The sequence below is a fragment of the Microbacterium sp. zg-Y625 genome, assembly GCF_030246925.1.
Classification (GTDB): domain Bacteria; phylum Actinomycetota; class Actinomycetes; order Actinomycetales; family Microbacteriaceae; genus Microbacterium; species Microbacterium jiangjiandongii.
In genome coordinates this window covers 691,561-713,780 of the sequence record NZ_CP126740.1, presented here as the reverse complement: position 1 = coordinate 713,780, position 22,220 = coordinate 691,561, and the positions used below count along the sequence as shown (strand labels likewise).

Sequence of the window (22,220 nt, the reverse complement as noted above, 5' to 3'; positions counted from 1 at the left end):
CGAACCCGGGGTTTCCGGGGTCCGTGGCCCGATACGCGCCCCGAACCCGGGGTTTCCGCGGTCCGTCGCCCGATACGCGCCCCGAACCCGGGGGTTCCGGGGTCCGTCGCCCGATACGCGCCCCGAACCCGGGCGGCGCCTTCTCCACACGCCCCGCGGAGCGGCGTGTCCTCCCCGATTGTCGAATCACCGCCCCGGACGGATGCCGCGAGCGGCGATCGTCCCAAGATGACCGAGGAAATCCGACTGCTGACACTCGATCACCTGCGACAGCGCGGCATGACCAGCCGTCAGATCGCGGCATCCGCGGCCGGCGGAAGCCTCGTGCGCCTGCGTCGCGGCATCTACGCGAGTACGAGCGCCTGGCGAGCGGTGCATCCCGAGCAACGCATCGTCGCCCGCGCTCACGCGCTCGCGGCGGTGTCGGTCACGCGCCCCGTCTTCGCATATGCCACGGCTCTGGCGCTGCAGGGTCAGCCGCTGTACCGCGCGCGCGACGATCGGCTGCACGTCATCGCGGATGCCGGCCGGCCCGGCGCCGCACATGGGGTGGTGCGGCATCGCGGAGAGATCACCGGCGACGTGGTCGAGATCGACGGTCTGCTGTGCACCGGCCTCGCTCGTTCGGTCGCGGACATGGCACGCACGGCGACCTTCGAGCAGGCGGCGACCTCCGCCGACGCGGCGCTGCACACCCTGTTCGCGCCGCGCGACGGCGTCTACGACCTCGATGGCGCGGAGGAATTCCGACAGAACGTGCGCCGGATCGTCCACGCCAGCGCACACGGGGTGAACCGGGCGGAGCGGGTGCTCGAGTTCGCCGATGGCAGGGCACATCTCCCCGGCGAAACGATCAGTCGCATCCGCCTGCGTGAGGTGGGGTTCCGTCGCATCCGCTTGCAGGTCGCCGTCCCCTCACCCACGGGCGGCTGCTACTACCTCGACTTCGGGATCGACGACGCCGACGCCTACGGCGAGTTCGACGGCGCGATCAAGTACATCGATGGACGGATGCTGGACGGTCGCACTCGCGCCGACGTCTTCGACGCCGAGAAGCAACGCGAGGACTGGATCCGGGGCACAACGCAACGTCGCCACGGCCGATGGGGGTGGCCGCACGTGTCCACCGCTGCCACCTTGGCGGAGCGTCTGGCCGCGTTCGGCATCCGTCCCCCGCGGTGACCGTCGCCCGATACGCGCCCCAAACCCGGGGTCTCCGGGGCCGTCGCCCGATACGCGCCCCAAACCCGGGGTCTCCGGGGCCGTCGCCCGATACGCGCCCCAAACCCGCGGGTTTCGGGGTTCGTCGCCCGATACGCGCCCCGAACGGCGAGGCGAGCGACGGACGGACGGACGGCGGACCGACGGCGGGTGGGCGGGCGGGCGGGGCGGGTCTCAGCCGTCGATGACGGCGACGAGCTCGTCGAGGAACGCGGCGAAGTCGCTGCCGCGTCGCACGATGCGCTGCACGCTGTCGCGCTCGCTGAACACCTCGACGAACTGCTCGAACACGGTCTGGAACGCCGCGCGGTCGCTCTCCGAGAACGCGGTGAAGGCGACGACCTGCACCCGCCCCTCGCCCCACGGGATCGACGGCTCGGCGATGCCGATCGCGATCGCGGTGCGCGTCGCCGTCATCCCGATCGCGTGGGGCACGGCGAGCGCGTCGGTGAACGCAGTGGACGAGAGCTTCTCGCGCTCGATCGTGCGCTGCACGTAGCCCTCGTCGATGATGCCCTGATCCACCAGCAGGCCGCCCAGGCGACGGATGACGCCTTCTTCGCCGCCCGTCCCGTCCAACCCGCGCACGAAGGCCACCGGCGAGAAGTACCGCTCCAGCTCGGCCCGCAGCCGTGCCAGCCGGCGCCCGCGTCGCACCCGCCCGGCCGCCGCCTGCACGCGCTCGACGTCGCTCTCGGTGAGGAACGGCTGGATGCGCACGATCCGCTCCCCCGGCGTGGGGGGATCGATCGTGGTGAGGACGAGATCCGTCTGGATGCCGGTCCAGTCCGGGTCCACGCGCGTCTCGACGCCGACGACCTCCACGGCCTGGCCCAGCGAGCGCGCCACGCTCGAGCGCAGCAGCTCGTGCAGCTCGTAGTACCCGGGGCAGACGATCGTCGCGGTCAGCAGCTGGTCGGCGCGCCGGCTGCGCTCCAGCCGCCCACCCACGTGCATCGCGATGTACGCGATCTCGTCGTCCATGAGGGGGATGTCCAGGCGATCGGCCAGGCCGCTGGCGATGAACACGGCGACGTCGAAGATCATCGGGTAGGTGGACTTCAGCGACCGCGTGAGGGGGTTGCGAGACCACGCCTGGGCGCGGGCGCGCTGCAGCAGATTCTGCACGTGCAGCGCCAGGCGCAGCACGAAGTCCTCGTGGGCGATGTCGACGAGGAACTCGGATGCCGCCGACTCCACGACCTCCCGCACGACGCGCTCGACCTCGGGGTCGAGCAGATCGCGCGCCCGGTCGACCGGGCCGGCCCCCGGTGCGACCACGCGGGTGAGCACCAGCGTCGCCAGGTGGCTGCGATCGCCGGCCCCCAGGCGCACCCCGAGGTGCTCCTGGCTCAACCGGTCGATGAGGGCGCCGATCTCGGCGCGGGCGGGGTCGTCTTCGGGAGCCGCCTCCAGCCCACGGTCGCGCGCGACCCGGTCCGCGGCGATGGCGATGTGCATGACCACATCGGCGATGCCCAGCTCGTTCACGAAGTAGCCCAGCTGCCCGAGCCCGGCCACGAGCTCGGTCTTGAAGGGACCGAAGGCCTGAGCGCCGATGGAGCGGGCGCCGAGGGTGCGTCGCAGCGCCTCGAGGTCGAACGACCCGGCATCCATCTCGTCGTGAGCCAGCGTGCTGAGCAGCCGGCGCTGCGCCGCCTCGGTGCCCTGCAGGCGCGCGCGCGAGCCTGAGCGCTCGAGGGTCAGCTCGGTGCCGCCGAGAAGACCCCGCACGCGGGCGAGATCGGCCTCGATCGTGGCGGGGCTGACGAACAGCTGGTCCGCCGTCTCGTACACGTCGATGCCCTCGTGTTCGTCGAGCAGCGCCCGCACGAGCGTGTGCAGCCGGTCGCGTGGGGTGCCCCCATCGGAATCGGCGCGCAGCGCGGCGACCGCATCGGGGCCGGCACGGTAGCCCTGTGGTCCGGATTCGATCGCGGTGCCGCCCGGGACGCGCGCGTTCACCGCCGTGACGTAGCTGCGGACGCTGCGCGGTGTCACACCGAGCGCGTCCGCCGCGGTCGCCGCCGTGATCCAGTCCCCGTCGCGTGTGAGCAGCGCGAGCAGTCGGTCCTGCCTGGCTCTGGTCACGGGGATCCCTTGCGTGCGTCGTTCCCCTCAGTCAACCACGCGCGCTCGCATAACCTTCCGCCCCCGCGGAAGCAACCCTGGTTGTCCCGCGGCGGGGTATTGAGAAAGATGGCCGGGGAGGAGGTACGACGTTGAGAATCCTTGTGGTGTGCGCTGCGGGCGCATCCAGCACGTTCGTCGCACAGCGTGTGCGCCATGCGGCACACGACCGCGGTCTGCCGTACGCCGCTTTCGCCGGCACCGAGCAGTCACTGCCGATCGATCTCGACGGTGCGGACGTCGTACTGGTGGGGCCGCACCTGACCTACGCTCTCGAAGACATCCGCCGGGAGGCGGCTCCCCGCGGAACGGCAGTGGTTCTGCTGCCCGACGACATCTTCAGCGACCGCGACGGCTCGCGCACCCTCGCCTTCGTGCAGAGCGCGCTGGAAGGAAGGGAAGTCCTGTGACCGCGATCACCCGCACTGTGCGCGTCGGCTCCACCAACGGTCTGCACGCCCGCCCCGCGAAGCTGTTCGCGCAGGCCGCCAAGGACTCCGGCATCCCCGTCACCATCGCCAAGGATGCCGGCGCTGCGACCAACGCCGCCAGCATCCTCGGCGTGATCGCGCTCGGCGTGGAGCGCGGCGACTATGTGACCCTGACCGCCGACGGCGACGGGGCCGAGAACGTCCTCGACACTCTGGCCGAACTGCTGGCCACGGACCACGACGCCTGATGAAAGACGAAGGAGACACGATGACCGAGTTGCGCGGAGTGGGCATCGGCCTGGGCGTGGCCCAGGGGCCGGTCGCCCGCATGTCCGAGCCGCTTCCCCCGCCCGCCGACACGGCGAGCGGACGGGATGCCGAGGAGGAGCGTGGCCGTGCCCGCGCCTCGGTCAGCGCCGTGGCCCGCGAGCTCGAGCAGCGCGGCGCACAGGCGGGCGGCGCCGCCCGCGACGTGCTGGAAGCGCAGTCGATGATGGCCGAGGACCCCGCCCTGCTGCAGGAGGTCGACGCCCGCATCGCCCAGGGCAAGACCGCCGAGTTCGCCGTGTACGACGCGTTCGCCTCGTTCCGTGAGCAGCTCACCGCGATGGGCGGATACCTCGGCGAGCGCGCCGCGGACCTCGACGACGTCGCCCAGCGGGTGATCGCCCATCTGCGGGGGGTGCCCGCACCCGGCGTGCCGGATCCCGGCCACCCGTTCGTGCTGGTGGCACGCGACCTCGCCCCCGCCGACACGGCGCTGCTGGACCTCGACAAGGTGCTGGCCCTCATCACCAGCGACGGCGGCCCCACGTCCCACACCGCGATCCTCGCCCGCGAGAAGGCGATCGTCGCGGTCGTCGGCGCTGCCGGGGCGACTGAGCTCGCCGACGGCGAGACGGTGATCGTCGACGCCGCCGCCGGCGTCGTGGTCAGCGATCCGTCTGCCGAGGACCTCGCCCGCGCCCAGAACCGCGCCGATGCCCGCGCCTCGGCGGCATCCGCCCCCATCACCCCCGGCGCCCTCGCCGACGGCACCCCGGTGCCGCTCCTGGCGAACCTCGGCAAGCCGGAGGGCGCCGAGGAGGCCGTCGCGCTCGGGGCGGAGGGCGTGGGGCTGTTCCGCACCGAGTTCCTCTTCCTCAGCTCCAGTTCGGCTCCCACGGTGGAACAGCAGCGGGAGACCTACACCCGGCTGCTGCAGGCGTTCCCCGGCAAGAAGGTGGTCGTGCGCGTTCTCGACGCCGGCGCGGACAAGCCGCTGGCGTTCCTCAACGACGCGCACGAGGACAACCCCGCCCTGGGGCTGCGAGGGCTGCGCGCCCTCCGCGCGAGCGAAGACATCCTGCGCGAGCAGCTCACCGCCCTCGCACAGGCGGATGCCGCGACCGACGCCGACGTGTGGGTGATGGCGCCGATGGTGTCCACGGTGGAGGAGACGCGGTATTTCACCGAGCTCGCCCGCGACTACGGCCTGAAGATGGCCGGCGTCATGGTGGAGGTCCCCTCGATCGCGCTCATGGCCGACAAGGCCCTGGCCGTGGCCGACTTCGCTTCCATCGGCACCAACGACCTGACGCAGTACACCCTGGCCGCCGACCGCCTGCTCGGTTCCGTGGCCGCCTTCCAGGACCCCTGGCATCCAGCCGTGCTGCGCCTCATCCGCGAGGTCGGCGAAGCCGGCCGCGCCAGCGGCAAGCCGGTCGGCATCTGCGGTGAGGCCGCCGCCGACCCGCTGCTGGCGGTCGTGCTCGTCGGCCTCGGCGCCTCGACGCTGTCGATGGCGCCGACGGCCCTGGCGGACGTGCGCGCCAGCCTGCTCACCCATACGTTCGACGACGCCCAGCGCATCGCCGAAGCCGCCCTCACCGCTGACGACGCGGCGGGGGCACGCCTTGCGGCCCTGCAAGCCGCTACCCGAGAGAAGGAGACACAGCAATGACGACTGCGTCAGCCCCCGCCACACAGGGGGGCAGCAAAGCGCGGGTCGGAGTCCAGCGCTTCGGCACGTTCCTGTCCGGCATGATCATGCCGAACATCCCCGCGCTCATCGCATGGGGCATCTTCACCGCATTCTTCATCGACGTGGGCTGGACGCCCAACGCGGACCTCGCGACCATCGTGGGTCCGTTCATCCACTACCTGCTGCCGATCATCATCGCCTACACCGCCGGCCACATGGTCTACGGCGTGCGCGGTGCCGTCGTCGGCTCGATCGCCGTGATGGGTGCCATCGCGGGGTCGGACCAGCTGATCGCGCAGTTCAACGCGTCGCTGCCCGAGGGCGAGGCCCCGCTGGGTCAGATCCACATGTTCATCGGTGCGATGATCCTGGGCCCGCTGGCGGCGTACACGATGAAGTGGCTCGACAAGCTCTGGGACGGCAAGATCAAGGCCGGCTTCGAGATGCTCGTCAACATGTTCTCGGCGGGCATCTGGGGCTTCGTGATGGCCATCATCGGGTTCTACCCGATCGCGTGGCTCGTCAACGGCCTCATGGACGTGCTGGGCAACGCGGTCGACTGGCTCATCGAGGCCAACCTGCTTCCGCTGACGAGCATCCTGATCGAGCCGGCGAAGGTGTTCTTCCTGAACAACGCCATCAACCACGGCGCGCTCACGCCGCTCGGCGTGGCGCAGGCGGACGAGACCGGCAAGTCGATCCTGTTCCTGCTCGAGGCCAACCCCGGCCCGGGTCTCGGACTGCTGCTGGCCTTCACCTTCTTCGGCATCGGCGCCGCGCGCGCGTCGGCACCGGGTGCGGCCGTCATCCAGTTCTTCGGCGGCATCCACGAGGTGTACTTCCCGTTCGCCCTGATGAAGCCCGTCCTCATCGTGGCCCTGATCGCCGGCGGCATGACCGGTGTCACCACCAACATGCTGTTCGACACCGGCCTGCGGGCTCCCGCCGCACCGGGATCGATCTTCGCGGTGCTCGCGCAGACGGCCAACGACAGCTACCTCGGGGTCATCCTCTCGGTGATCCTGTCGGCGGCGGTCACGTTCATCATCGCCTCGATCATCCTGCGGGCCACGCGCAAGCGGGACCTGCTGGCCGAGGGCGACAAGTTCGCCTCGGCGGTCTCGCAGACCGAGGCGAACAAGGGCAAGTCGTCGGCGTCGCTCGACGCCCTGCGCGCCGCCGACCGTAACGACCGCGAGGCCGTGCGCGAGGGCGAGCAGGCGGTCGACCGCCTGGAGACCGAGGCCGAGACCGGTGGACGCCTCGACGGCGGCGCCGTCGCGACCAAGCCGGTGCGCAACATCGTGTTCGCGTGCGACGCAGGCATGGGGTCCTCCGCAATGGGGGCGAGCGTGCTGCGCAACAAGATCAAGAAGGCGGGCATCGAGGACGTCACGGTCGTCAACAAGGCGATCGCGAACCTCGACCCCTCCGCCGACCTGGTCATCACGCAGAACCAGCTCACCGACCGCGCGCGCCGGCAGACGCCGAATGCGATCCACGTGTCGGTGGACAACTTCATGAACTCGCCGAAGTACGACGAGGTCGTGGAGCTGGTCCGCGATCAGCACAACGGGTCCTGAGAGACCGCTGCGGGGCCGGGTGGCGTATATGCCCCCGGCCCCGCGCGTTTCCGCTTGCGGCTGTTAGCCCGGTCCGCTGCGGATACGCAAGCCCTCCCCCGCGCGACGGGCGAGCTGAGACAGTGAATGGGCCGGATGCCGCGGCATCCGCCCGAAGAAAGGGGTACGACATGGCACGCGAGGTGCTGAACGTAGGACAGGTCCGCATCCACGGAGGCTCGGTGAGCCGCGAGGACGCGATGAAGGAAGCCGCCGACATCCTCCAAGCGGCGGGCGCTGTGACCGGCGCCTACTTCGATGCGATGCAGCAGCGCGAGGAGACCGTCTCGACCTACATGGGCAACGAGCTGGCCATCCCGCACGGCACCAACGAGACCAAGGAGACGATCCTCGACTCGGCGCTGTCGGTCGTCCGCTACGACGGCGGCGTGGACTGGGACGGCAACCCGGTGACCTTCGTCGTCGGCATCGCGGGCAAGGGCGACGAGCACCTCGAGATCCTGTCGCAGATCGCGCTGGTGTTCTCCGACGAGGACGAGGTCGCCAAGCTCAAGCAGGCGCAGACGCCCGAGGAGCTGTACACCCTCCTCTCGACGGTCAACGCGTCATGAAGGCCGTCCACTTCGGCGCCGGCAACATCGGGCGCGGGTTCGTCGGCCTGCTGCTACACGAAGGCGGCTACGAGCTGGTCTTCTCCGACGTCGCCGCCGACCTCGTCGACGCGATCAATCAGGTCGACTCGTACACCGTGCACGAGGTCGGCGAGGGCGGCACCGACAAGGTCGTGACGAACTTCCGGGCCATCAACAGCCAGGTGGACCCTCAGGCCGTCATCGACGAGGTGGCCACGGCCGACATCGTCACCACCGCGGTCGGTCCCACCGTGCTGCGCTTCGTCGCGCCGCACATCGTCGCCGGTCTCGCGATGCGCGACCCCGCGCTGCCGCCGCTGAAGATCATGGCGTGCGAGAACGCGATCAATGCCACCGATCTGCTGCGTGACGAGATCCGCGCCCAGGCGGAGGAGGGCTGGGATGCCATCGCCGGGCACGCCGTCTTCGCCAACACCGCGGTCGACCGGATCGTGCCCGCGCAGGCACCGGGAGAAGGCGTCGACGTCACGGTGGAGCCCTTCTTCGAGTGGGCCATCGAGGCGCCGCCCTTCGGCGGCGAGCTGCCCTCGATCCCGGGCGCGCACTTCGTCGAGGACCTGGCGCCGTACATCGAGCGCAAGCTCTTCACGGTCAACACCGGTCACGCCGCGACGGCGTACTTCGGCGCGCGCGCCGGCGTCGACACGATCGCCGCCGCGCTGGAGGAGTCGGAGATCGTCTCGGCCGTCGCCCGGGCGCTGTCGGAGACGTCCGCGCTGCTGGTCGCCAAACACGGTCTGGATCCTGACGACCTCACCGACTACCGCGAGACGATCCTGCGCCGCTTCGCCAACCCCGCACTCCCCGACACGGTGTGGCGCGTGGGTCGGCAGCCGCTGCGCAAGCTCTCCCGCCACGAGCGGTTCGTCGGTCCCGCCGCCGAGGCGGCCGAGCGCGGCCTCGCCGTCGAGGGCCTCGTGGCGGCGATGGGCGCGGCGCTGGAGTTCGACGACCCCGAAGACCCGCAGTCCGTGGACCTGCAGCGGCTGCTGCGCGAACAGGATGCCGCGACGTTCACGGCATCCGTCACCGGTCTCGATTCGGACCACCCGCTCTTCGCCCCCGTGCTGGCCGTCGTGACGGCGCGCCAGGAGGCGCTGCGCTGAGCATGCCGGGGACCCACCGCAGCCGCGGCCGCCGCGTGCTGCGGTGGGTGCTCGGGTCGGTCGCCGGCCTGCTGGTCGTCGCCGTGGTCGGCGTCGTGATCTGGAGCCAGGTGGGCGTCATGGCGGCGGAACCCGAGCCCCTGGAGGCGGTGAGCGCCGACGAGCGGATCACCGTGACTGACGACCCCGGCGCGATCGTGCTCTCCCCCGCCGACGGCGACTCCGACACCGGCCTGGTGTTCATCCCCGGCGCCAAGGTCGGCCCATGGGCGTACGCCGCGCTGCTGGCCGGAGCCGTCGCGGAGAATGACCTGACGGTGGTCATCACGAAGCCCTGGCTGAACCTCGCGTTCTTCGATCCCCGCCCACTGGACACCTTCACCGAGCCCGAGCCGGACGTCGACACGTGGATCGTCGGCGGCCACTCCCTGGGAGGCGTCCGGGCGTGCCAGCTGGCCGACGATGCCGACGCGCTGGTGCTGTTCGCCTCGTACTGCGCGACGGATCTGTCCGACGCGGACCTGGCGGTGCTGAGCTTGGCGGGCACCCAAGACGGTCTGTCGACGCCGCAGAAGATCGCCGATGCGCGAGGGCTGCTGCCGGACGACGCCGAGCTGGTGGAGATCGATGGCGCGTCGCATGCGTCCTTCGGGGACTACGGGCCGCAGGCCGGCGACGGCGAGCCGACGATCGGCGACGAGGAGATGAGAGCGCTGGTCACCGCAGAGCTCGCCGGACTCGTGGGGTCCCTGACGCCCTGATCGAGGGCGCGGCGCGCGCGGCACGCCCGCGTCAGCGGGCGAAGCCCTCCGCGATGATCTCGATGAGCTCCTCGCGCTCTTCGACGGTGAGGAAGGCAGCCGCGGCGGCGTTCAGCTGGAACGCCTCGAGGTCGTCGAGGTCGTACTCGAACGCCTCGGCCAGCAGTGCCAGCTCGCGAGTGAGCGAGGTGCGGCTCTGCGTGCGGTTGTCGACGTTCACCGTGACGGAGAATCCCAGCTGGTACAGCAGGTCGAACGGGTGGTCGACCAGCTCCTTTCCCCACTGCTCGATGGCGCCCGTCTGCAGGTTCGACGACGGCGACAGCTCCAGCGGGATCTCGCGGTCGCGCACCCACCGGGCGAGGTCGCCCAGCTGCACGAAGACCTCCTCGCCCTCGCGGGAGACGACCTCGAGGTCCTCGGCCAGACGTACGCCGTGGCCGAGGCGCAGCGCCCGCCCGTCGATGAGGGCCGAGCGGATCGAGTCGAGCCCGGCCGCCTCACCCGCGTGCACCGTGACGGGGAAGAAGTGGGCGGCGAGGTAGTCGAACGCGGCACGGTGGTTCGACGCGGGGAAGCCGTCCTCGGGCCCGGCGATGTCGAAGCCGACGGCGCCGCGCGTGCGGTGGGCGACGGCCAGCTGGGCGATCTCCAGCGAACGGTCGGTGTGGCGCATGGCGGTGATGAGCTGGCCGACGCGGATGTCGCGGCCGGTCGCCTCGACGGCATCCTCGCCCTCCTCGATGCCCTCCTGGACCGCCTCGACGGCCTCGTCCAGCGACAGCCCGCCCTGCAGGTGCTGCTCGGGAGCCCAGCGCACCTCGCCGTAGACCACGCCGTCGGCGGCGAGGTCCTCGACGAACTCGCGCGCCACCCGGGTGAGACCCTCGCGGGTCTGCATGACGGCGGTGGTGAGATCGAAGGTCTTCAGGTACTCCACGAGCGAGCCCGAATCGCTGCGGTCGGCGAACCAGTCGGCCAGCTGACCGGCATCGGGCACCGGCACGTCCACCCCGGTCGCATCGGCCAGTTCGATGATGGTCTCGGGCCGCACGGCGCCGTCGAGGTGGTCGTGAAGCGAGACCTTCGGAAGCTCGCGGATCGAGACTCCCTGCAGGCGGGCGTCGTCGTTCTGGTCGATGGCCATGAGGTTCCTTCGTTCGGTGCGGGGTCAGGCGGTGATGCGCTCGAGCACGAGCGGCGTGGTCGTCGGGGCCGTCGCGCCGACCTCCCACGCGCCGTCCAGGGCGTCGAGCGCGCGACCGAACCGCTTGTCATCCTCGGCCAGCAACGTGAAGAGAGGCTGACCCTCGGTCACGGCGTCACCGGGCTTGACGTGCAGGTCGATGCCGGCGGCGTGGACGACGGGGTCCTGGGCGCGAGCGCGGCCGGCGCCCAGCCGCCACGCGGCGATGCCGAAGGGCAGCGCGTCGAGGCGGGTGACGAAGCCCGCGGAGGTCGCCGTGACGGTGTGCGTCTCGCGCGGGGTCGGGAGCGCCGCGTCGGGGTCGCCGTCCTGGGCGCGGATCATGGCGCGCCACGTGTCCATCGCGCGCCCGTCGCGCAGGGCCGCCTCGACATCCGCATCGGGCTGGCCCGCCAGGGCGAGCATCTCGCGGGCCAGGGCGAGGGTGAGCTCCACCACGTCGGCGGGGCCGCCGCCGGCGAGCACCTCGACGGACTCCCGCACCTCGTTGGCGTTGCCGATCGCGAGGCCGAGCGGAGTGTTCATGTCGGTGAGGAGCGCGGTGGTCGCGACGCCCGAGTCGGTGCCGAGCGCCACCATCGTGCGGGCAAGCTCGCGGGCCTTCTCGACGTCGCGCATGAAGGCGCCGCCGCCGAACTTCACGTCGAGCACGAGCGCATCGGTGCCTTCGGCGATCTTCTTGGACATGATGCTCGACGCGATGAGCGGAATGGCCTCGACGGTGCCGGTGACATCGCGCAGCGCATAGAGCTTCTTGTCCGCCGGTGCGAGGCCCGACCCGGCGGCGCAGATGACCGCGCCGATGTCACGCAGCTGCGCGAACAGCTCGTCGTTGGTGAGCGCCGCGCGCCACCCGGGAATGGACTCGAGCTTGTCGAGCGTGCCGCCGGTGTGACCGAGGCCGCGCCCCGACAGCTGAGGGACGGCGACCCCGAAGGATGCCACGAGCGGCGCGAGCGGCAGGGTGATCTTGTCGCCGACACCGCCGGTGGAGTGCTTGTCGACCGTGGGCTTTCCGAGGTTCGCGAAGCTCATCCGCTCGCCCGAGGCGATCATGGCGTCGGTGAGCACGCGGATCTCATCGCGCTCCATGCCGTTGAGCAGCACCGCCATCGCGAACGCCGCCATCTGCGACTCCGCGACGTACCCGCGCGTGAAGGCGTCGACCATCCAGCGCAGCGCGTCTTCGGGGACGGCGCCGCCGTCGCGCTTGGCGCGGATGACGTCGACGGCGTCGAAGGGCTCGTTGTCGGTGATCATCGTGCGGCTTCCTCCAGGTCGCGCGGCCCGAAGGCATCGGGCAGCACCTCGTCGATCGTACGGATGCCGGAGACGGTCTCGAGCAGCATGCCGGGGAGGGAGAACTCGTACAGCAGCTGACGGCATCGCCCGCACGGCATGATGGTCTGCCCGTCGTTGTTGACGCACACGAACGCGACGAGCTGGCCGCCGCCGGACATCTGCAGGTCGCCCACCAGGGCGCACTCCGCGCACAGGCCGACGCCGTACGAGGCGTTCTCGACGTTGCAGCCGGCCACCACACGGCCGTCGGTCACGAGCGCGGCCGCGCCCACCCGGTAACGGGAGTAGGGGGCGTATGCGCGCTCCATGGCCGCCGTCGCGACGGCGCGCAGATGGTCCCAATCGATGTCGGTCATGTCGGTGTCATCCCTTGATGTATGGCTTGCCGGCTGCCGCGGGTCCGCGGATCTGGCCGGCGAAACCGGCCACGGCGATGATGGTGACGACGTAGGGCAGCATGAGCATGAACTCGCTCGGGATCGGCGTGCCCAGCACCGTCAGCAGATTCTGCAGGTTGGTGGCGAAGCCGAACAGCAGCGCCGCGAGGGCGGCGCGGATGGGGTCCCACCGGCCGAAGATCACCGCGGCCAGGGCGATGAAGCCGAGACCCGCAGTCATCTCCTTGCCGAACTGCGGCACCGACACCAGGGTGAAGTACGCCCCGCCGATGCCGGCGATGGCGCCCGCCAGCGACACGTTCCAGAAACGGGACACGTTGACCTTGATGCCGACGGTGTCGGCAGCCTGCGGGTGCTCGCCCACCGCGCGCAGGCGCAGGCCCCAGCGGGTGCGGTACAGACCCCACGCGACCACGGCGACGGTGATGTACATGAGGTACACCAGGAACGTCTGGTTGAACAGAACCGGTCCGATGATCGGGATGTCGCTGAGGAGCGGAATCTCGAGCCGCGTGAAGCGCACGGGCTGGTTGAGCTCGTTCTCGTTGGGCACGAGCAGCGCGCCGTAGAGGAAGCCGGTCAGGCCGGTGACCAGCACGTTCAGCACGACGCCGACGATCACCTGGTCGACGAGGTACTTGATCGCGAAGGCGGCCAGCACGAAGGCGACCAGCACACCGCCGATCATCGCGCCGATGAGGCCGATGAAGGGGTTGCCCGTGATGCTCGACAGCAGCGCCGCCGAGAAGGCGCCCAGCAGCAGCTGCCCCTCGATGGCGACGTTGACCACGCCCACCCGCTCGCCGATGACCCCGCCCAGCGCGCCGAAGACCAGCGGCACCGAGAGGGAGATCGCTCCGAACAGCAGCCCCGTGACCGGCACGAGTCCGCCCGCGGCCGCCCACACGAGGAAGGCGAACACCCCGAGCACCGCGAAGACGATGACCAGCCACAGCGGCGGGCGGCGGTACGACCAGGCATCCCACGCCGCCCATGCCGTCAGGGCGAGCAGCAGCACCACGAGCAGCCAGCTGGTGGTGGCGGTGGGCAGCTCCACGTTGGGAAGGGCGATCGCCGACGACGCGTCGCCGAGCCGGAAGGTGCTGATCCCGTCGCGGGGGGCGAAGAAGAACAGCGCAGCCAGCAGCACCGTGGCCAGGGCCAGGACGACCGGCACCTTCAGGTGCCGCTCCTTGACCGTGCCGAGCGGGAGGGCGCCCGGGGAGGAGACCGTGGGAGCGAGCGCGCTCATGCGGCCACCGCCTTCTTCGCTGACTTGGCTCGGGCTTTGGCCGCCTTCTCCGCGTCGGTCTTGGGCAGGAAGAACACCGCCCGCAGCAGCGGCGGCGCCGCGATGAACAGCACGATGAGCGCCTGAACGACCAGCACGATGTCGACGGGGATCCCCTGCGCCTGCATCGAGAACGACCCGGACTTCAGCGCGCCGAACAGGATGCCGGCGGCGAAGGTGCCCCACGCGCGACTGCGGCCGAGGAGGGCGACGGTGATGGCGTCGAAGCCGATGCCGGCGTCGATCGAACCCGAGAAGCCGGTGGTCACCGACCCCTGGATCTGGTTCATCGCGGCCAGGCCCGCCAGTCCTCCGGCGAAGAGCATCGCGTAGACGTAGATGCGCTTGACGTTGATGCCCGCCGCGCGCGCGGCGTGCGGGTTCTCCCCCACGGCGCGCAGGCGCATGCCGAGGCTCGAGAACTCCACGATCCACCAGACGGCGATCGTCGCGATGATCACCATCACGAAGCCCCAGTCCAGCAGCGGGAACGCAGACCCGAAGAGCTCGGGGAACTGCGCCGTCTCGGGTGTGGCCGAAGTGATGGGCTGGTTGGTGCCCGGCTTCTGCAGCAGGCCGGGCGTGCGGATCATCCACAGCAGCAGGTAGTAGGCGACGTAGTTGAGCATGATCGTGAGGATCACCTCGTGCGCGCCCGTGCGCGCCTTCAGCACCCCCACGATCCCGCCCCACAGGGCGCCCCCGATGATGCCGGCGAGCATCGTCAGCGGCATGTGCAGCCAGAACGGCAGGTCGAGATTGAAGGCGAACAGCGCCGCGAAGATCGCGCCGACGAGCATCTGGCCGCGGGCGCCGATGTTGAACAGGCCCACGCGGAACGCCAGCGCCACGCCGAGTCCGGCGGCGATGAGGGGAGCTGCGAATCCCAGGGAGCTGGTCAACGGGCGGATCTGCGCGGCGAAGTCCGCCCCGCGCGGGTTGAACACCGCGCCGCGGAAGAGGGCCTCGTAGCCGCCGTACACGGCGCTCCAGATCGCGGCGAACGTGTCGCCGGGGCGGGCGAAGAAGTAGCCGGCCGCCTCTTGGACATCTTCGTCGGTGAGGGCGATGAGGATGCCGCCGACGACCAGCGCCAGCACGATCGCGAGGATCGTGGTGAATGCGCTGCCGCGAAGGAGGTCCTTGATGAAGACGTTGGTGCGCGGCGGCGGCGGAACCTCGGGGTCCCCCGCCAGCGGGCTCTTGACGGGAGGCAGCTGCTCGGGGGGCAGCCCCTGGGTCACGTCGTCGGCACCGGGTGTCGTGCCGGTCATGCTGCCACCTCCGGGTCGCTGGCGCCGGCCATCATGAGGCCGAGGATGTCGCGCGGGGTGTCGCCGGGGACGACGCCGACGATCGCGCCGCGGTACATCACGGCGATGCGGTCGGCGAGCGCGGTCACCTCGTCGAGCTCGGTCGACACGACGATCACCGGCACGCCGCTGTCGCGCGTCTCGATGATGCGCTTGTGGATGAATTCGATGGAACCGACATCGACGCCGCGGGTCGGCTGGGCGGCGACGAGCAGCCGCAGTTCGCGGCTGAGCTCGCGGGCGATGACGACCTTCTGCTGGTTGCCGCCGGAGAGAGTCGCGGCGAGGGTCTGCGGGCCCTGCGTGCGGATGTCGTACTCGGCGATGCGGTCGCGGGCGAAGCCGTCGAGGGCCTGTCGCATGATCGTGCCCATGCGGACGAACGCGCGGTCGGAGGAGCGGTCGAGGATGAGGTTCTCGGCGACGGAGAACTCCCCCACCAAGCCGTCCTCGTTGCGGTCCTCGGGGACGAACCCCACGCCGGCGTCGAGGATGCCACGCACGCTCCGGCCCACGAGCTCGGTGCCGTCGAGGCTGATGGAGCCTTCGACGCGGGCGGCGAGGCCGACGATGGCCTCGACCAGCTCGGTCTGCCCGTTGCCCTGCACTCCGGCGATGGCGAGCACCTCGCCGGGGCGGACGTCGAACGAGACGGCGTCGACGACGATGGCGCCGTGGTGGGTGAGCACGCGGAGGTCGCGGACCTCCAGTCCGCCGGAACCGAGGCGCGGCGGCTGCTTCTGCACGGTCAGCTCGACAGCACGACCGACCATGAGCGACGCGAGCTCGGTGTTGGACGCGGTCGGCGAGGCCTCGCCGACGACCGCGCCGAGGCGGATGACGGTGATGCGGTCGGCGACTTCGCGCACCTCGCGCAGCTTGTGGGTGATGAAGACGATCGAGGTGCCCTCGTCGCGCAGCTGACGCATGATCGTCATCAGCTCGTCGGTCTCCTGCGGGGTGAGCACCGCGGTCGGCTCGTCGAAGACGAGCACCTTGGCATCGCGGGAGAGCGCCTTGATGATCTCGACGCGCTGCTGCACGCCCACGGGGAGGTCTCCCACGATGGCATCCGGGTCGATGTCGAATCCGAACCGGTCGGCCACGGCGCGCACGTGCGCGCGGGCGGCGCCGAGGTCGAGCACGCCCAGACCCTTGGTCGACTCATGGCCGAGCATGACGTTCTCGGCGACGGTGAACACCGGGATCAGCATGAAGTGCTGGTGCACCATGCCGATGCCCGCGGCCATCGCGTCGCCCGGCCCGCGGAAGTGCTGCGGCACCCCGTCGAGCAGGATCTCCCCCTCGTCGGCCTGGTACAGGCCGTAGAGGACGTTCATCAGCGTGGACTTTCCGGCACCGTTCTCGCCCAGCAGCGCATGGATCTCACCGGGCTCCACGGTGAGATCGATCCGATCGTTGGCGACGAGGGTGCCGAATCGCTTGGTGATTCCGCGAAGCTCGAGCTTCATATCTCAACCCTATTCCAGGAGCCGCGCAGCCGCCGCTCCCCTGTCCATGGGAACATGCGCGGGGCGAGCAGCGATCATCGCTGCTCGCCCCGAGCGGGACTTCAGAAGGTCACGGGGAGTTCGGCGACTCGACCGTGATGTCACCCGCGATGATCTGCTCCTGCAGGGCAGCCAGCTCGTCGGCGAGACCCTCGGGCAGCTCGGCCTCGAACTCGTGGAACTCGGAGAGCTTGACGCCCTCGTTCTCGAGCGTCCCCACGTACGGCTCCACGTTGAAGTCGCCCGCGGCGGCCTCGAGGGTGGCGTCGTACACGGCCACGTCGATGGCCTTCATGATCGAGACGAGGGTCACGTCGGTGACGTTGTCATCGGCCACGGCGAGGTCCTTGTCGACGCCCACCATGACGACGTCCAGGCCAGCGTCGGTGATGGCCGCCGCTGCGCTCTGGTAGATCGGTCCGCCCACGGGGAGGATGACATCCACACCCTGGTCGAGCACGCCCTGCGCGGTCTGCTTGGCGGTGTCGTTGGCCGCGAAGCCGCCGGTGAAGGCGCCCTCCTGCGCGGCGGTGTCCCAGCCGAAGACCTCGACGGCAGCGCCCTTGTCCTCGTTGTACTTGTCGACGCCCATCTCGAAGCCGTCCATGAACACGGCGACCGACGGGATCTGCATGCCGCCGAAGGTGCCGACCTTGTTGACGCCGTTCTGCGCCGACCAGGCCGCCGCGGCGTAGCCGCCGAGGTACGACGCCTGCGCGGTGTCGAACACGAGGGGCTTGATGTTCGGGGCGTCGGTGGCGCCGTCGAAGTCGTTGTCGGCCCAGTCATCGATGATCGCGTAGTCGATGTCAAGGTTGGCCAGCGCCGACTCGACCGTGGCGGCCGAGAGGTTGAAGCCCACCGAGACGATGAACGTGCAGCCCTCGGAGACGAGCGTCTCGAGGTTCGGCGCGTAGTCGTTGGGCGTCGTCGACTCCATCTCGATGCCCTCGATGTCGAGCTCCTCGAGGGCGCGGTCCATGCCTTCCTTGGCGGACTGGTTGAACGAACGGTCGTTCCAGCCGCCCTCGTCAGAGATCAGGCAGGGCTTGAAGTCGTCTGCCGGCTCGGGTGCGGCACTGCCGCCGGTGTTCTCCTCGGGCGCGCTTCCGCAGCCTGCGAGGGCGACGAGCAGCGTAGCGACGCCGGTCGCGCCGAGGACCTTCTTGGTGGTCGAGATGGTCAAAGCAGCCTCCACGATGGCTCCCGCGGATTTCGCGGCGCCATCTGAAAGTTACCCACTGTGACGCGGTGCCCTTGACCGAATCCGGGCCTGACGGCGAAAGGTTACAAAGACGCAATCATCGCGTCATAGACAGCTCACAAAACGTCGCCGCGGCCGGTGAGCTTGAGCGCATCGACCACGCCCTTCACGCGCTGCGCGTGCTCGCTCGTGGTGACCAGCAGAGCGTCCTCGGTGTCGACGACCACGATGTCCTTCACGCCGATGAGGCTGATGACGCGCGAGGTCTGGCTGACCACGATGCCACTGGCGGCGTCCGAGAGGACGCGCGCGTTCTTTCCCAGGATCGCCAGCTCGTTGCGGCCGTGGGAGTTGAGCTTGGCGAGGCTCGCGAAGTCCCCCACGTCATCCCAGTCGAAGTGCCCGGGGATGACGGCGAGGCGCCCCTTCTCGGCCGCGGGCTCGGCCACGACGTAGTCGATCGCGATCTTGGGGAGCGTCGGCCACACCCGGTCGACGACGGGACCGCGGCGCTCCCGGTCGTCCCACGCCTCCGCGAGCTCCAGCAGGCCCGCGTGCAGCTCGGGCGCGTTCTCAGCGAGCTCGGCCAGCAGCACGTCGGCACGGGAGATGAACATGCCCGCGTTCCACAGGTACGAGCGGTCGGCGAAGTACTCCTTCGCGGTGTCGAGGTCGGGCTTCTCCACGAAGCGCTCGACGACGGCGGCCTCCGGGGCTCCGTCGACGATGAGCTCGCCGTCCTTCTTGATGTATCCGAACCCCACGGAGGGTTCGGAGGGCTGGATGCCGATCGTGCAGATGTAGCCCTCGCGGGCGACGGCGACGGCTTGCTGCACGGCGAACTCGAACGTGCGGGTGCCACGGATCACGTGGTCGGCGGCGAACGAGCCGATGATGACATCGGGCTCACGGCGCACGAGCACGGCCGCTGCCAGCCCGATCGCGGCGGCGGATTCCCGCGGGTCGGATTCGAGGAAGACGTTGCGGTCGGGGATGCCGGGCAGCTGCTCCTCCACCGCCGCGCGGTGCGCGCGACCGGTGACCACGGCGATGCGGTCAGCACCCGCGAGGGGCTCGAGGCGGTCCCAGGTGTCGCGCAGCAGCGTCTGCCCGGACCCGGTCAGGTCGTGCAGGAACTTGGGGGCGTCGGCGCGCGAGAGCGGCCACAGGCGGCTGCCGATTCCCCCCGCGGGGATGACGGCGTAGAAGTTCGCAAGGGTGTCTGCCATGGGGCCCAGGCTAGCGACACGCGGCATCCGCCCCGTGAACAGCCGCGATTAGGCAGGCCTTCGTCGCCTCGGTTCGATCCGCGGGAATAGGATGGACGACGCGCCCCTGTGACGCAACGTGGATTCCGCCCCTCCTGTGCGAGCGGTCCACCTCCCCCCTGTCGACCATGGAGGACGAAAGTGGCTGCACCAGCACGCGTCACGCTGTCGGTGAAAGAGACGACATCCAGAACGCCGCGCGGCACGCTGTACCGCGGCAACGAGGGCATGTGGTCGTGGGTGCTGCACCGCATCACCGGCGTCGCCATCTTCTTCTTCCTGCTCGTGCACGTGCTCGACACGGCACTGATCCGCGTGGCGCCTGAGGCGTACAACGCGGTCATGAGCACGTACAAGAACCCGATCATGGGGCTCGGCGAGGTCGTCCTCGTCGCTGCGATCGCGTACCACGCGTACAACGGGCTGCGCATCATCCTCGTGGACTTCTGGTCCAAGGGCGCGCGCTACCAGCGCCAGCTCTGGTGGGGCGTTCTGGCCCTGTGGCTCGTGACCCTCGTGCCGTTCTCGGTGCGCCACCTCTCGATCGTGTTCGCTTCCGGATGGGGAGGCCACTGATGACCGCCGACACCCTCGCCGCGCCCCGCGCGCCGCACTCCACGCCCCGCAAGAAGGGCGCGAACCTGGAGAAGTGGGGCTGGATCTACATGCGCGTCTCGGGCGTGCTGCTGGTCGTGCTGATCTTCGGCCACCTGTTCGTGAACCTCATGCTGGGCGAAGGCATCCACGGCATCGACTTCGCATTCGTCGCCGGCAAGTTCGCCTCGCCGTTCTGGCAGTGGTGGGATGTGCTGATGCTCTGGCTCGCCTTCATCCACGGCGCCAACGGCATGCGCACGATCGTCAACGACTACGTCACCGGCCCCAAGGCCCGTCGCGCGCTGGTCTGGGCGGTCTGGCTGTCGTCGGGGCTCATGATCGTCCTGGGCACGCTCGTGGTGTTCACCTTCGACCCCTGCCTCGGGATTGAGAACAGCGCCACCGAGTGGCTGATCGAGAAGTGCGCGGCGTAGCGACGTCGCGCGACACAGCAGAGATTGAAGGCATCTGACACGTGAGCACCCAGAGCGAAGGCGCCGTCGTCAAGGACGGCGTGCACTACCACCAGTTCGACATCGTGATCGTGGGCGCCGGCGGCGCCGGCATGCGGGCGGCCATCGAGGCCGGCCCTGGCGCGAAGACCGCCGTGATCTCGAAGCTCTACCCGACCCGCTCGCACACCGGTGCGGCGCAGGGCGGCATGGCGGCGGCCCTGGCCAACGTCGAAGAGGACTCGTGGGAGTGGCACACCTTCGACACTGTCAAGGGCGGCGACTACCTCGTCGACCAGGATGCCGCGGAGATCCTCGCCAAAGAGGCGATCGACGCCGTCATCGACCTCGAGAACATGGGGCTGCCGTTCAACCGCACCCCCGAGGGCAAGATCGACCAGCGCCGCTTCGGCGGTCACACCGCCGACCACGGCAAGACCCCGGTGCGCCGCGCCTGCTACGCCGCAGACCGCACCGGCCACATGATCCTGCAGACGCTGTTCCAGAACTGCGTGCGCCTCGGCATCAACTTCTTCAACGAGTTCTACGTGCTCGACCTCGTGACGGTGAAGGCGCCCGACGGCAGCATGCAGGTCGCGGGCGTCGTCGCCTACGACCTCGCGACCGGCGACCTCCACGTCTTCCAGTCCAAGGCCGTCATCTTCGCCACCGGCGGCTTCGGCAAGATCTTCAAGACGACCTCGAACGCGCACACCCTCACCGGTGACGGCGTCGGCGTGATCTGGCGCAAGGGCCTGCCCCTGGAGGACATGGAGTTCTTCCAGTTCCACCCCACCGGCCTCGCCGGCCTCGGCATCCTCCTCACCGAGGGCGCCCGCGGTGAAGGGGCGATCCTGCGCAACGCCTCGGGTGAGCGGTTCATGGAGCGCTACGCCCCCACCATCAAGGACCTCGCCCCCCGCGACATCGTCAGCCGCTGCATGGTGCAGGAGGTCGCCGAGGGCCGCGGTGCCGGGCCGGACCGCGACTACGTGCTGCTGGACTGCACGCACCTGGGCGCCGAGGTGCTCGAGACGAAGCTCCCCGACATCACCGAGTTCGCCCGCACCTACCTGGGCGTGGACCCGGTGGTGGAGCCCGTGCCGGTCATGCCGACCGCCCACTACGCGATGGGCGGCATCCCCACCAACGTCAAGGCCGAGGTGCTCGCCGACAACACCACCGTCGTCCCCGGCCTCTACGCCGCCGGCGAGTGCGCGTGCGTCTCGGTGCACGGCTCCAACCGTCTGGGCACCAACTCGCTGCTGGACATCAACGTGTTCGGCAAGCGCGCCGGCCGCAACGCCGTCGAGTACGTGCAGACCGCGGACTTCGTGCCGCTGCCGGAGGACCCCGCCAAGGAGGTCCGCGACATGCTCGAGACCCTCCGCAACAACCCGGGTACCGAGCGCATCGCGGTGCTGCGCAAGACGCTGCAGGACGAGATGGACCGCAAGGCCCAGGTCTTCCGCACCGACGAGTCCCTCGCCGAGGTCATGGACGTCATCGCGGACCTCCGCGAGCGCTACCGCAACGTGCACGTCGACGACAAGGGCAAGCGGTTCAACACCGACCTGCTCGAGGCCGTCGAGCTCGGGTTCCTCCTGGACCTCGCCGAGGTCGTCGTCGTCACCGCCCGCAACCGCAAGGAGAGCCGCGGCGGCCACATGCGCGACGACTACCCCAAGCGCGACGACGAGAACTACATGAAGCACACGATGGCCTACCTCTCCGGCGACCCGCAGTCCTCGCACCCCGAGGACCACATCCGCCTGGACTGGAAGCCCGTCGTCATCACGCGTTACCAGCCCATGGAGAGGAAGTACTAG

20 protein-coding genes are annotated in these 22,220 nt (G+C 70.0%); 11 read left to right on the top strand and 9 right to left on the bottom strand.

Going from position 1 to position 22,220, the window contains the following annotated elements; genetic code table 11:
- Positions 1 to 228: 228 nt before the first annotated feature.
- On the top strand, positions 229 to 1,182 hold the full coding sequence (locus QNO14_RS03130; RefSeq protein WP_257506715.1) for a hypothetical protein: 954 nt from the start codon (positions 229 to 231) through the stop codon (positions 1,180 to 1,182).
- A 213-nt stretch (positions 1,183 to 1,395) separates the two neighbouring features.
- Here the strand turns inward: QNO14_RS03130 and QNO14_RS03125 are convergent, their stop codons facing one another.
- Complete coding sequence (locus QNO14_RS03125; protein WP_257506714.1) at positions 1,396 to 3,312, bottom strand: BglG family transcription antiterminator; 1,917 nt, start codon at positions 3,310 to 3,312, stop codon at positions 1,396 to 1,398.
- Between the two features lie 131 nt (positions 3,313 to 3,443).
- Here QNO14_RS03125 and QNO14_RS03120 point away from each other — a divergent pair, with 131 nt between their 5' ends.
- The 7 genes from QNO14_RS03120 to QNO14_RS03090 all read left to right on the top strand — a co-directional run bounded on the left by QNO14_RS03120 (position 3,444) and on the right by QNO14_RS03090 (position 9,848).
- On the top strand, positions 3,444 to 3,761 hold the full coding sequence (locus QNO14_RS03120; protein WP_257494662.1) for a PTS sugar transporter subunit IIB: 318 nt from the start codon (positions 3,444 to 3,446) through the stop codon (positions 3,759 to 3,761).
- Complete coding sequence (locus QNO14_RS03115; RefSeq protein ID WP_257494663.1) at positions 3,758 to 4,030, top strand: HPr family phosphocarrier protein; 273 nt, start codon at positions 3,758 to 3,760, stop codon at positions 4,028 to 4,030. Before QNO14_RS03120 ends, QNO14_RS03115 begins: the two co-directional genes overlap by 4 nt.
- Before the next feature lie 20 nt (positions 4,031 to 4,050).
- The gene (gene ptsP, locus QNO14_RS03110) at positions 4,051 to 5,724 is read left to right on the top strand and encodes a phosphoenolpyruvate--protein phosphotransferase (RefSeq protein WP_257494664.1); all 1,674 of its coding nucleotides are present in this window, start codon (positions 4,051 to 4,053) and stop codon (positions 5,722 to 5,724) included.
- Complete coding sequence (locus QNO14_RS03105; protein ID WP_257494665.1) at positions 5,721 to 7,328, top strand: PTS mannitol transporter subunit IIBC; 1,608 nt, start codon at positions 5,721 to 5,723, stop codon at positions 7,326 to 7,328. The genes ptsP and QNO14_RS03105 overlap by 4 nt, the downstream gene beginning before the upstream one ends.
- 170 nt (positions 7,329 to 7,498) lie before the next feature.
- Positions 7,499 to 7,939 carry a PTS mannitol transporter subunit IIA gene (locus tag QNO14_RS03100; protein ID WP_257506713.1) on the top strand — a complete coding sequence of 147 codons (441 nt, stop codon included), beginning with the start codon at positions 7,499 to 7,501 and terminating at the stop codon, positions 7,937 to 7,939.
- Complete coding sequence (locus QNO14_RS03095) at positions 7,936 to 9,087, top strand: mannitol-1-phosphate 5-dehydrogenase (RefSeq protein ID WP_257494667.1); 1,152 nt, start codon at positions 7,936 to 7,938, stop codon at positions 9,085 to 9,087. Before QNO14_RS03100 ends, QNO14_RS03095 begins: the two co-directional genes overlap by 4 nt.
- 2 nt (positions 9,088 to 9,089) lie before the next feature.
- The gene (locus QNO14_RS03090) at positions 9,090 to 9,848 is read left to right on the top strand and encodes an alpha/beta hydrolase (RefSeq protein ID WP_257506712.1); all 759 of its coding nucleotides are present in this window, start codon (positions 9,090 to 9,092) and stop codon (positions 9,846 to 9,848) included.
- Between the two features lie 31 nt (positions 9,849 to 9,879).
- Here QNO14_RS03090 and QNO14_RS03085 read toward each other — a convergent pair whose 3' ends face one another.
- The 8 genes from QNO14_RS03085 to QNO14_RS03050 form a co-directional block, all read right to left on the bottom strand.
- A complete protein-coding gene (locus tag QNO14_RS03085) occupies positions 9,880 to 10,995 on the bottom strand; it encodes an adenosine deaminase (RefSeq protein ID WP_257506711.1) in 1,116 nt (371 codons plus the stop codon).
- A 24-nt stretch (positions 10,996 to 11,019) separates the two neighbouring features.
- Positions 11,020 to 12,315: a thymidine phosphorylase gene (locus QNO14_RS03080; protein WP_257506710.1), complete on the bottom strand. Its 1,296-nt coding sequence runs from the start codon at positions 12,313 to 12,315 to the stop codon at positions 11,020 to 11,022.
- Complete coding sequence (locus tag QNO14_RS03075; protein WP_257494671.1) at positions 12,312 to 12,713, bottom strand: cytidine deaminase; 402 nt, start codon at positions 12,711 to 12,713, stop codon at positions 12,312 to 12,314. The genes QNO14_RS03080 and QNO14_RS03075 overlap by 4 nt, the downstream gene beginning before the upstream one ends.
- 7 nt (positions 12,714 to 12,720) lie before the next feature.
- Positions 12,721 to 14,007: an ABC transporter permease gene (locus QNO14_RS03070; RefSeq protein ID WP_257494672.1), complete on the bottom strand. Its 1,287-nt coding sequence runs from the start codon at positions 14,005 to 14,007 to the stop codon at positions 12,721 to 12,723.
- Positions 14,004 to 15,320: an ABC transporter permease gene (locus QNO14_RS03065; protein ID WP_257494673.1), complete on the bottom strand. Its 1,317-nt coding sequence runs from the start codon at positions 15,318 to 15,320 to the stop codon at positions 14,004 to 14,006. Before QNO14_RS03065 ends, QNO14_RS03070 begins: the two co-directional genes overlap by 4 nt.
- The gene (locus QNO14_RS03060; protein ID WP_257506709.1) at positions 15,317 to 16,831 is read right to left on the bottom strand and encodes an ABC transporter ATP-binding protein; all 1,515 of its coding nucleotides are present in this window, start codon (positions 16,829 to 16,831) and stop codon (positions 15,317 to 15,319) included. The genes QNO14_RS03065 and QNO14_RS03060 overlap by 4 nt, the downstream gene beginning before the upstream one ends.
- A gap of 109 nt (positions 16,832 to 16,940) precedes the next feature.
- Positions 16,941 to 18,056: a BMP family lipoprotein gene (locus QNO14_RS03055; RefSeq protein WP_257506708.1), complete on the bottom strand. Its 1,116-nt coding sequence runs from the start codon at positions 18,054 to 18,056 to the stop codon at positions 16,941 to 16,943.
- 134 nt (positions 18,057 to 18,190) lie between these two features.
- Positions 18,191 to 19,303 (bottom strand): mannose-1-phosphate guanylyltransferase, encoded by a 1,113-nt coding sequence (locus tag QNO14_RS03050; protein ID WP_257494677.1) that lies wholly within the window; start codon positions 19,301 to 19,303, stop codon positions 18,191 to 18,193.
- A gap of 180 nt (positions 19,304 to 19,483) precedes the next feature.
- Here QNO14_RS03050 and sdhC point away from each other — a divergent pair, with 180 nt between their 5' ends.
- The 3 genes from sdhC to sdhA are packed head-to-tail and all read left to right on the top strand — an operon-like array spanning position 19,484 to position 22,220.
- On the top strand, positions 19,484 to 19,918 hold the full coding sequence (gene sdhC / locus QNO14_RS03045; protein WP_257494678.1) for a succinate dehydrogenase, cytochrome b556 subunit: 435 nt from the start codon (positions 19,484 to 19,486) through the stop codon (positions 19,916 to 19,918).
- A complete protein-coding gene (locus QNO14_RS03040; RefSeq protein WP_257494680.1) occupies positions 19,918 to 20,373 on the top strand; it encodes a succinate dehydrogenase hydrophobic membrane anchor subunit in 456 nt (151 codons plus the stop codon). Before sdhC ends, QNO14_RS03040 begins: the two co-directional genes overlap by 1 nt.
- A gap of 41 nt (positions 20,374 to 20,414) precedes the next feature.
- Entirely contained in the window at positions 20,415 to 22,220 is a 1,806-nt protein-coding gene (gene sdhA, locus QNO14_RS03035; protein ID WP_257494681.1) for a succinate dehydrogenase flavoprotein subunit, read from the top strand.

What these genes read in the sequence shown, in the direction of transcription:
- QNO14_RS03130 (WP_257506715.1), top strand. Translation starts at nt 229, where the DNA reads ATGACCGAGGAAATCCGACTGCTGACACTCGATCACCTGCGACAGCGC.
- ptsP (WP_257494664.1), top strand. Translation starts at nt 4,051, where the DNA reads ATGACCGAGTTGCGCGGAGTGGGCATCGGCCTGGGCGTGGCCCAGGGG.
- QNO14_RS03105 (WP_257494665.1), top strand. Translation starts at nt 5,721, where the DNA reads ATGACGACTGCGTCAGCCCCCGCCACACAGGGGGGCAGCAAAGCGCGG.
- QNO14_RS03100 (WP_257506713.1), top strand. Translation starts at nt 7,499, where the DNA reads ATGGCACGCGAGGTGCTGAACGTAGGACAGGTCCGCATCCACGGAGGC.
- QNO14_RS03095 (WP_257494667.1), top strand. Translation starts at nt 7,936, where the DNA reads ATGAAGGCCGTCCACTTCGGCGCCGGCAACATCGGGCGCGGGTTCGTC.
- QNO14_RS03090 (WP_257506712.1), top strand. Translation starts at nt 9,090, where the DNA reads ATGCCGGGGACCCACCGCAGCCGCGGCCGCCGCGTGCTGCGGTGGGTG.
- QNO14_RS03085 (WP_257506711.1), bottom strand. Translation starts at nt 10,995, where the DNA reads ATGGCCATCGACCAGAACGACGACGCCCGCCTGCAGGGAGTCTCGATC.
- QNO14_RS03080 (WP_257506710.1), bottom strand. Translation starts at nt 12,315, where the DNA reads ATGATCACCGACAACGAGCCCTTCGACGCCGTCGACGTCATCCGCGCC.
- QNO14_RS03075 (WP_257494671.1), bottom strand. Translation starts at nt 12,713, where the DNA reads ATGACCGACATCGATTGGGACCATCTGCGCGCCGTCGCGACGGCGGCC.
- QNO14_RS03070 (WP_257494672.1), bottom strand. Translation starts at nt 14,007, where the DNA reads ATGAGCGCGCTCGCTCCCACGGTCTCCTCCCCGGGCGCCCTCCCGCTC.
- QNO14_RS03065 (WP_257494673.1), bottom strand. Translation starts at nt 15,320, where the DNA reads ATGACCGGCACGACACCCGGTGCCGACGACGTGACCCAGGGGCTGCCC.
- QNO14_RS03060 (WP_257506709.1), bottom strand. Translation starts at nt 16,831, where the DNA reads ATGAAGCTCGAGCTTCGCGGAATCACCAAGCGATTCGGCACCCTCGTC.
- QNO14_RS03050 (WP_257494677.1), bottom strand. Translation starts at nt 19,303, where the DNA reads ATGGCAGACACCCTTGCGAACTTCTACGCCGTCATCCCCGCGGGGGGA.
- QNO14_RS03040 (WP_257494680.1), top strand. Translation starts at nt 19,918, where the DNA reads ATGACCGCCGACACCCTCGCCGCGCCCCGCGCGCCGCACTCCACGCCC.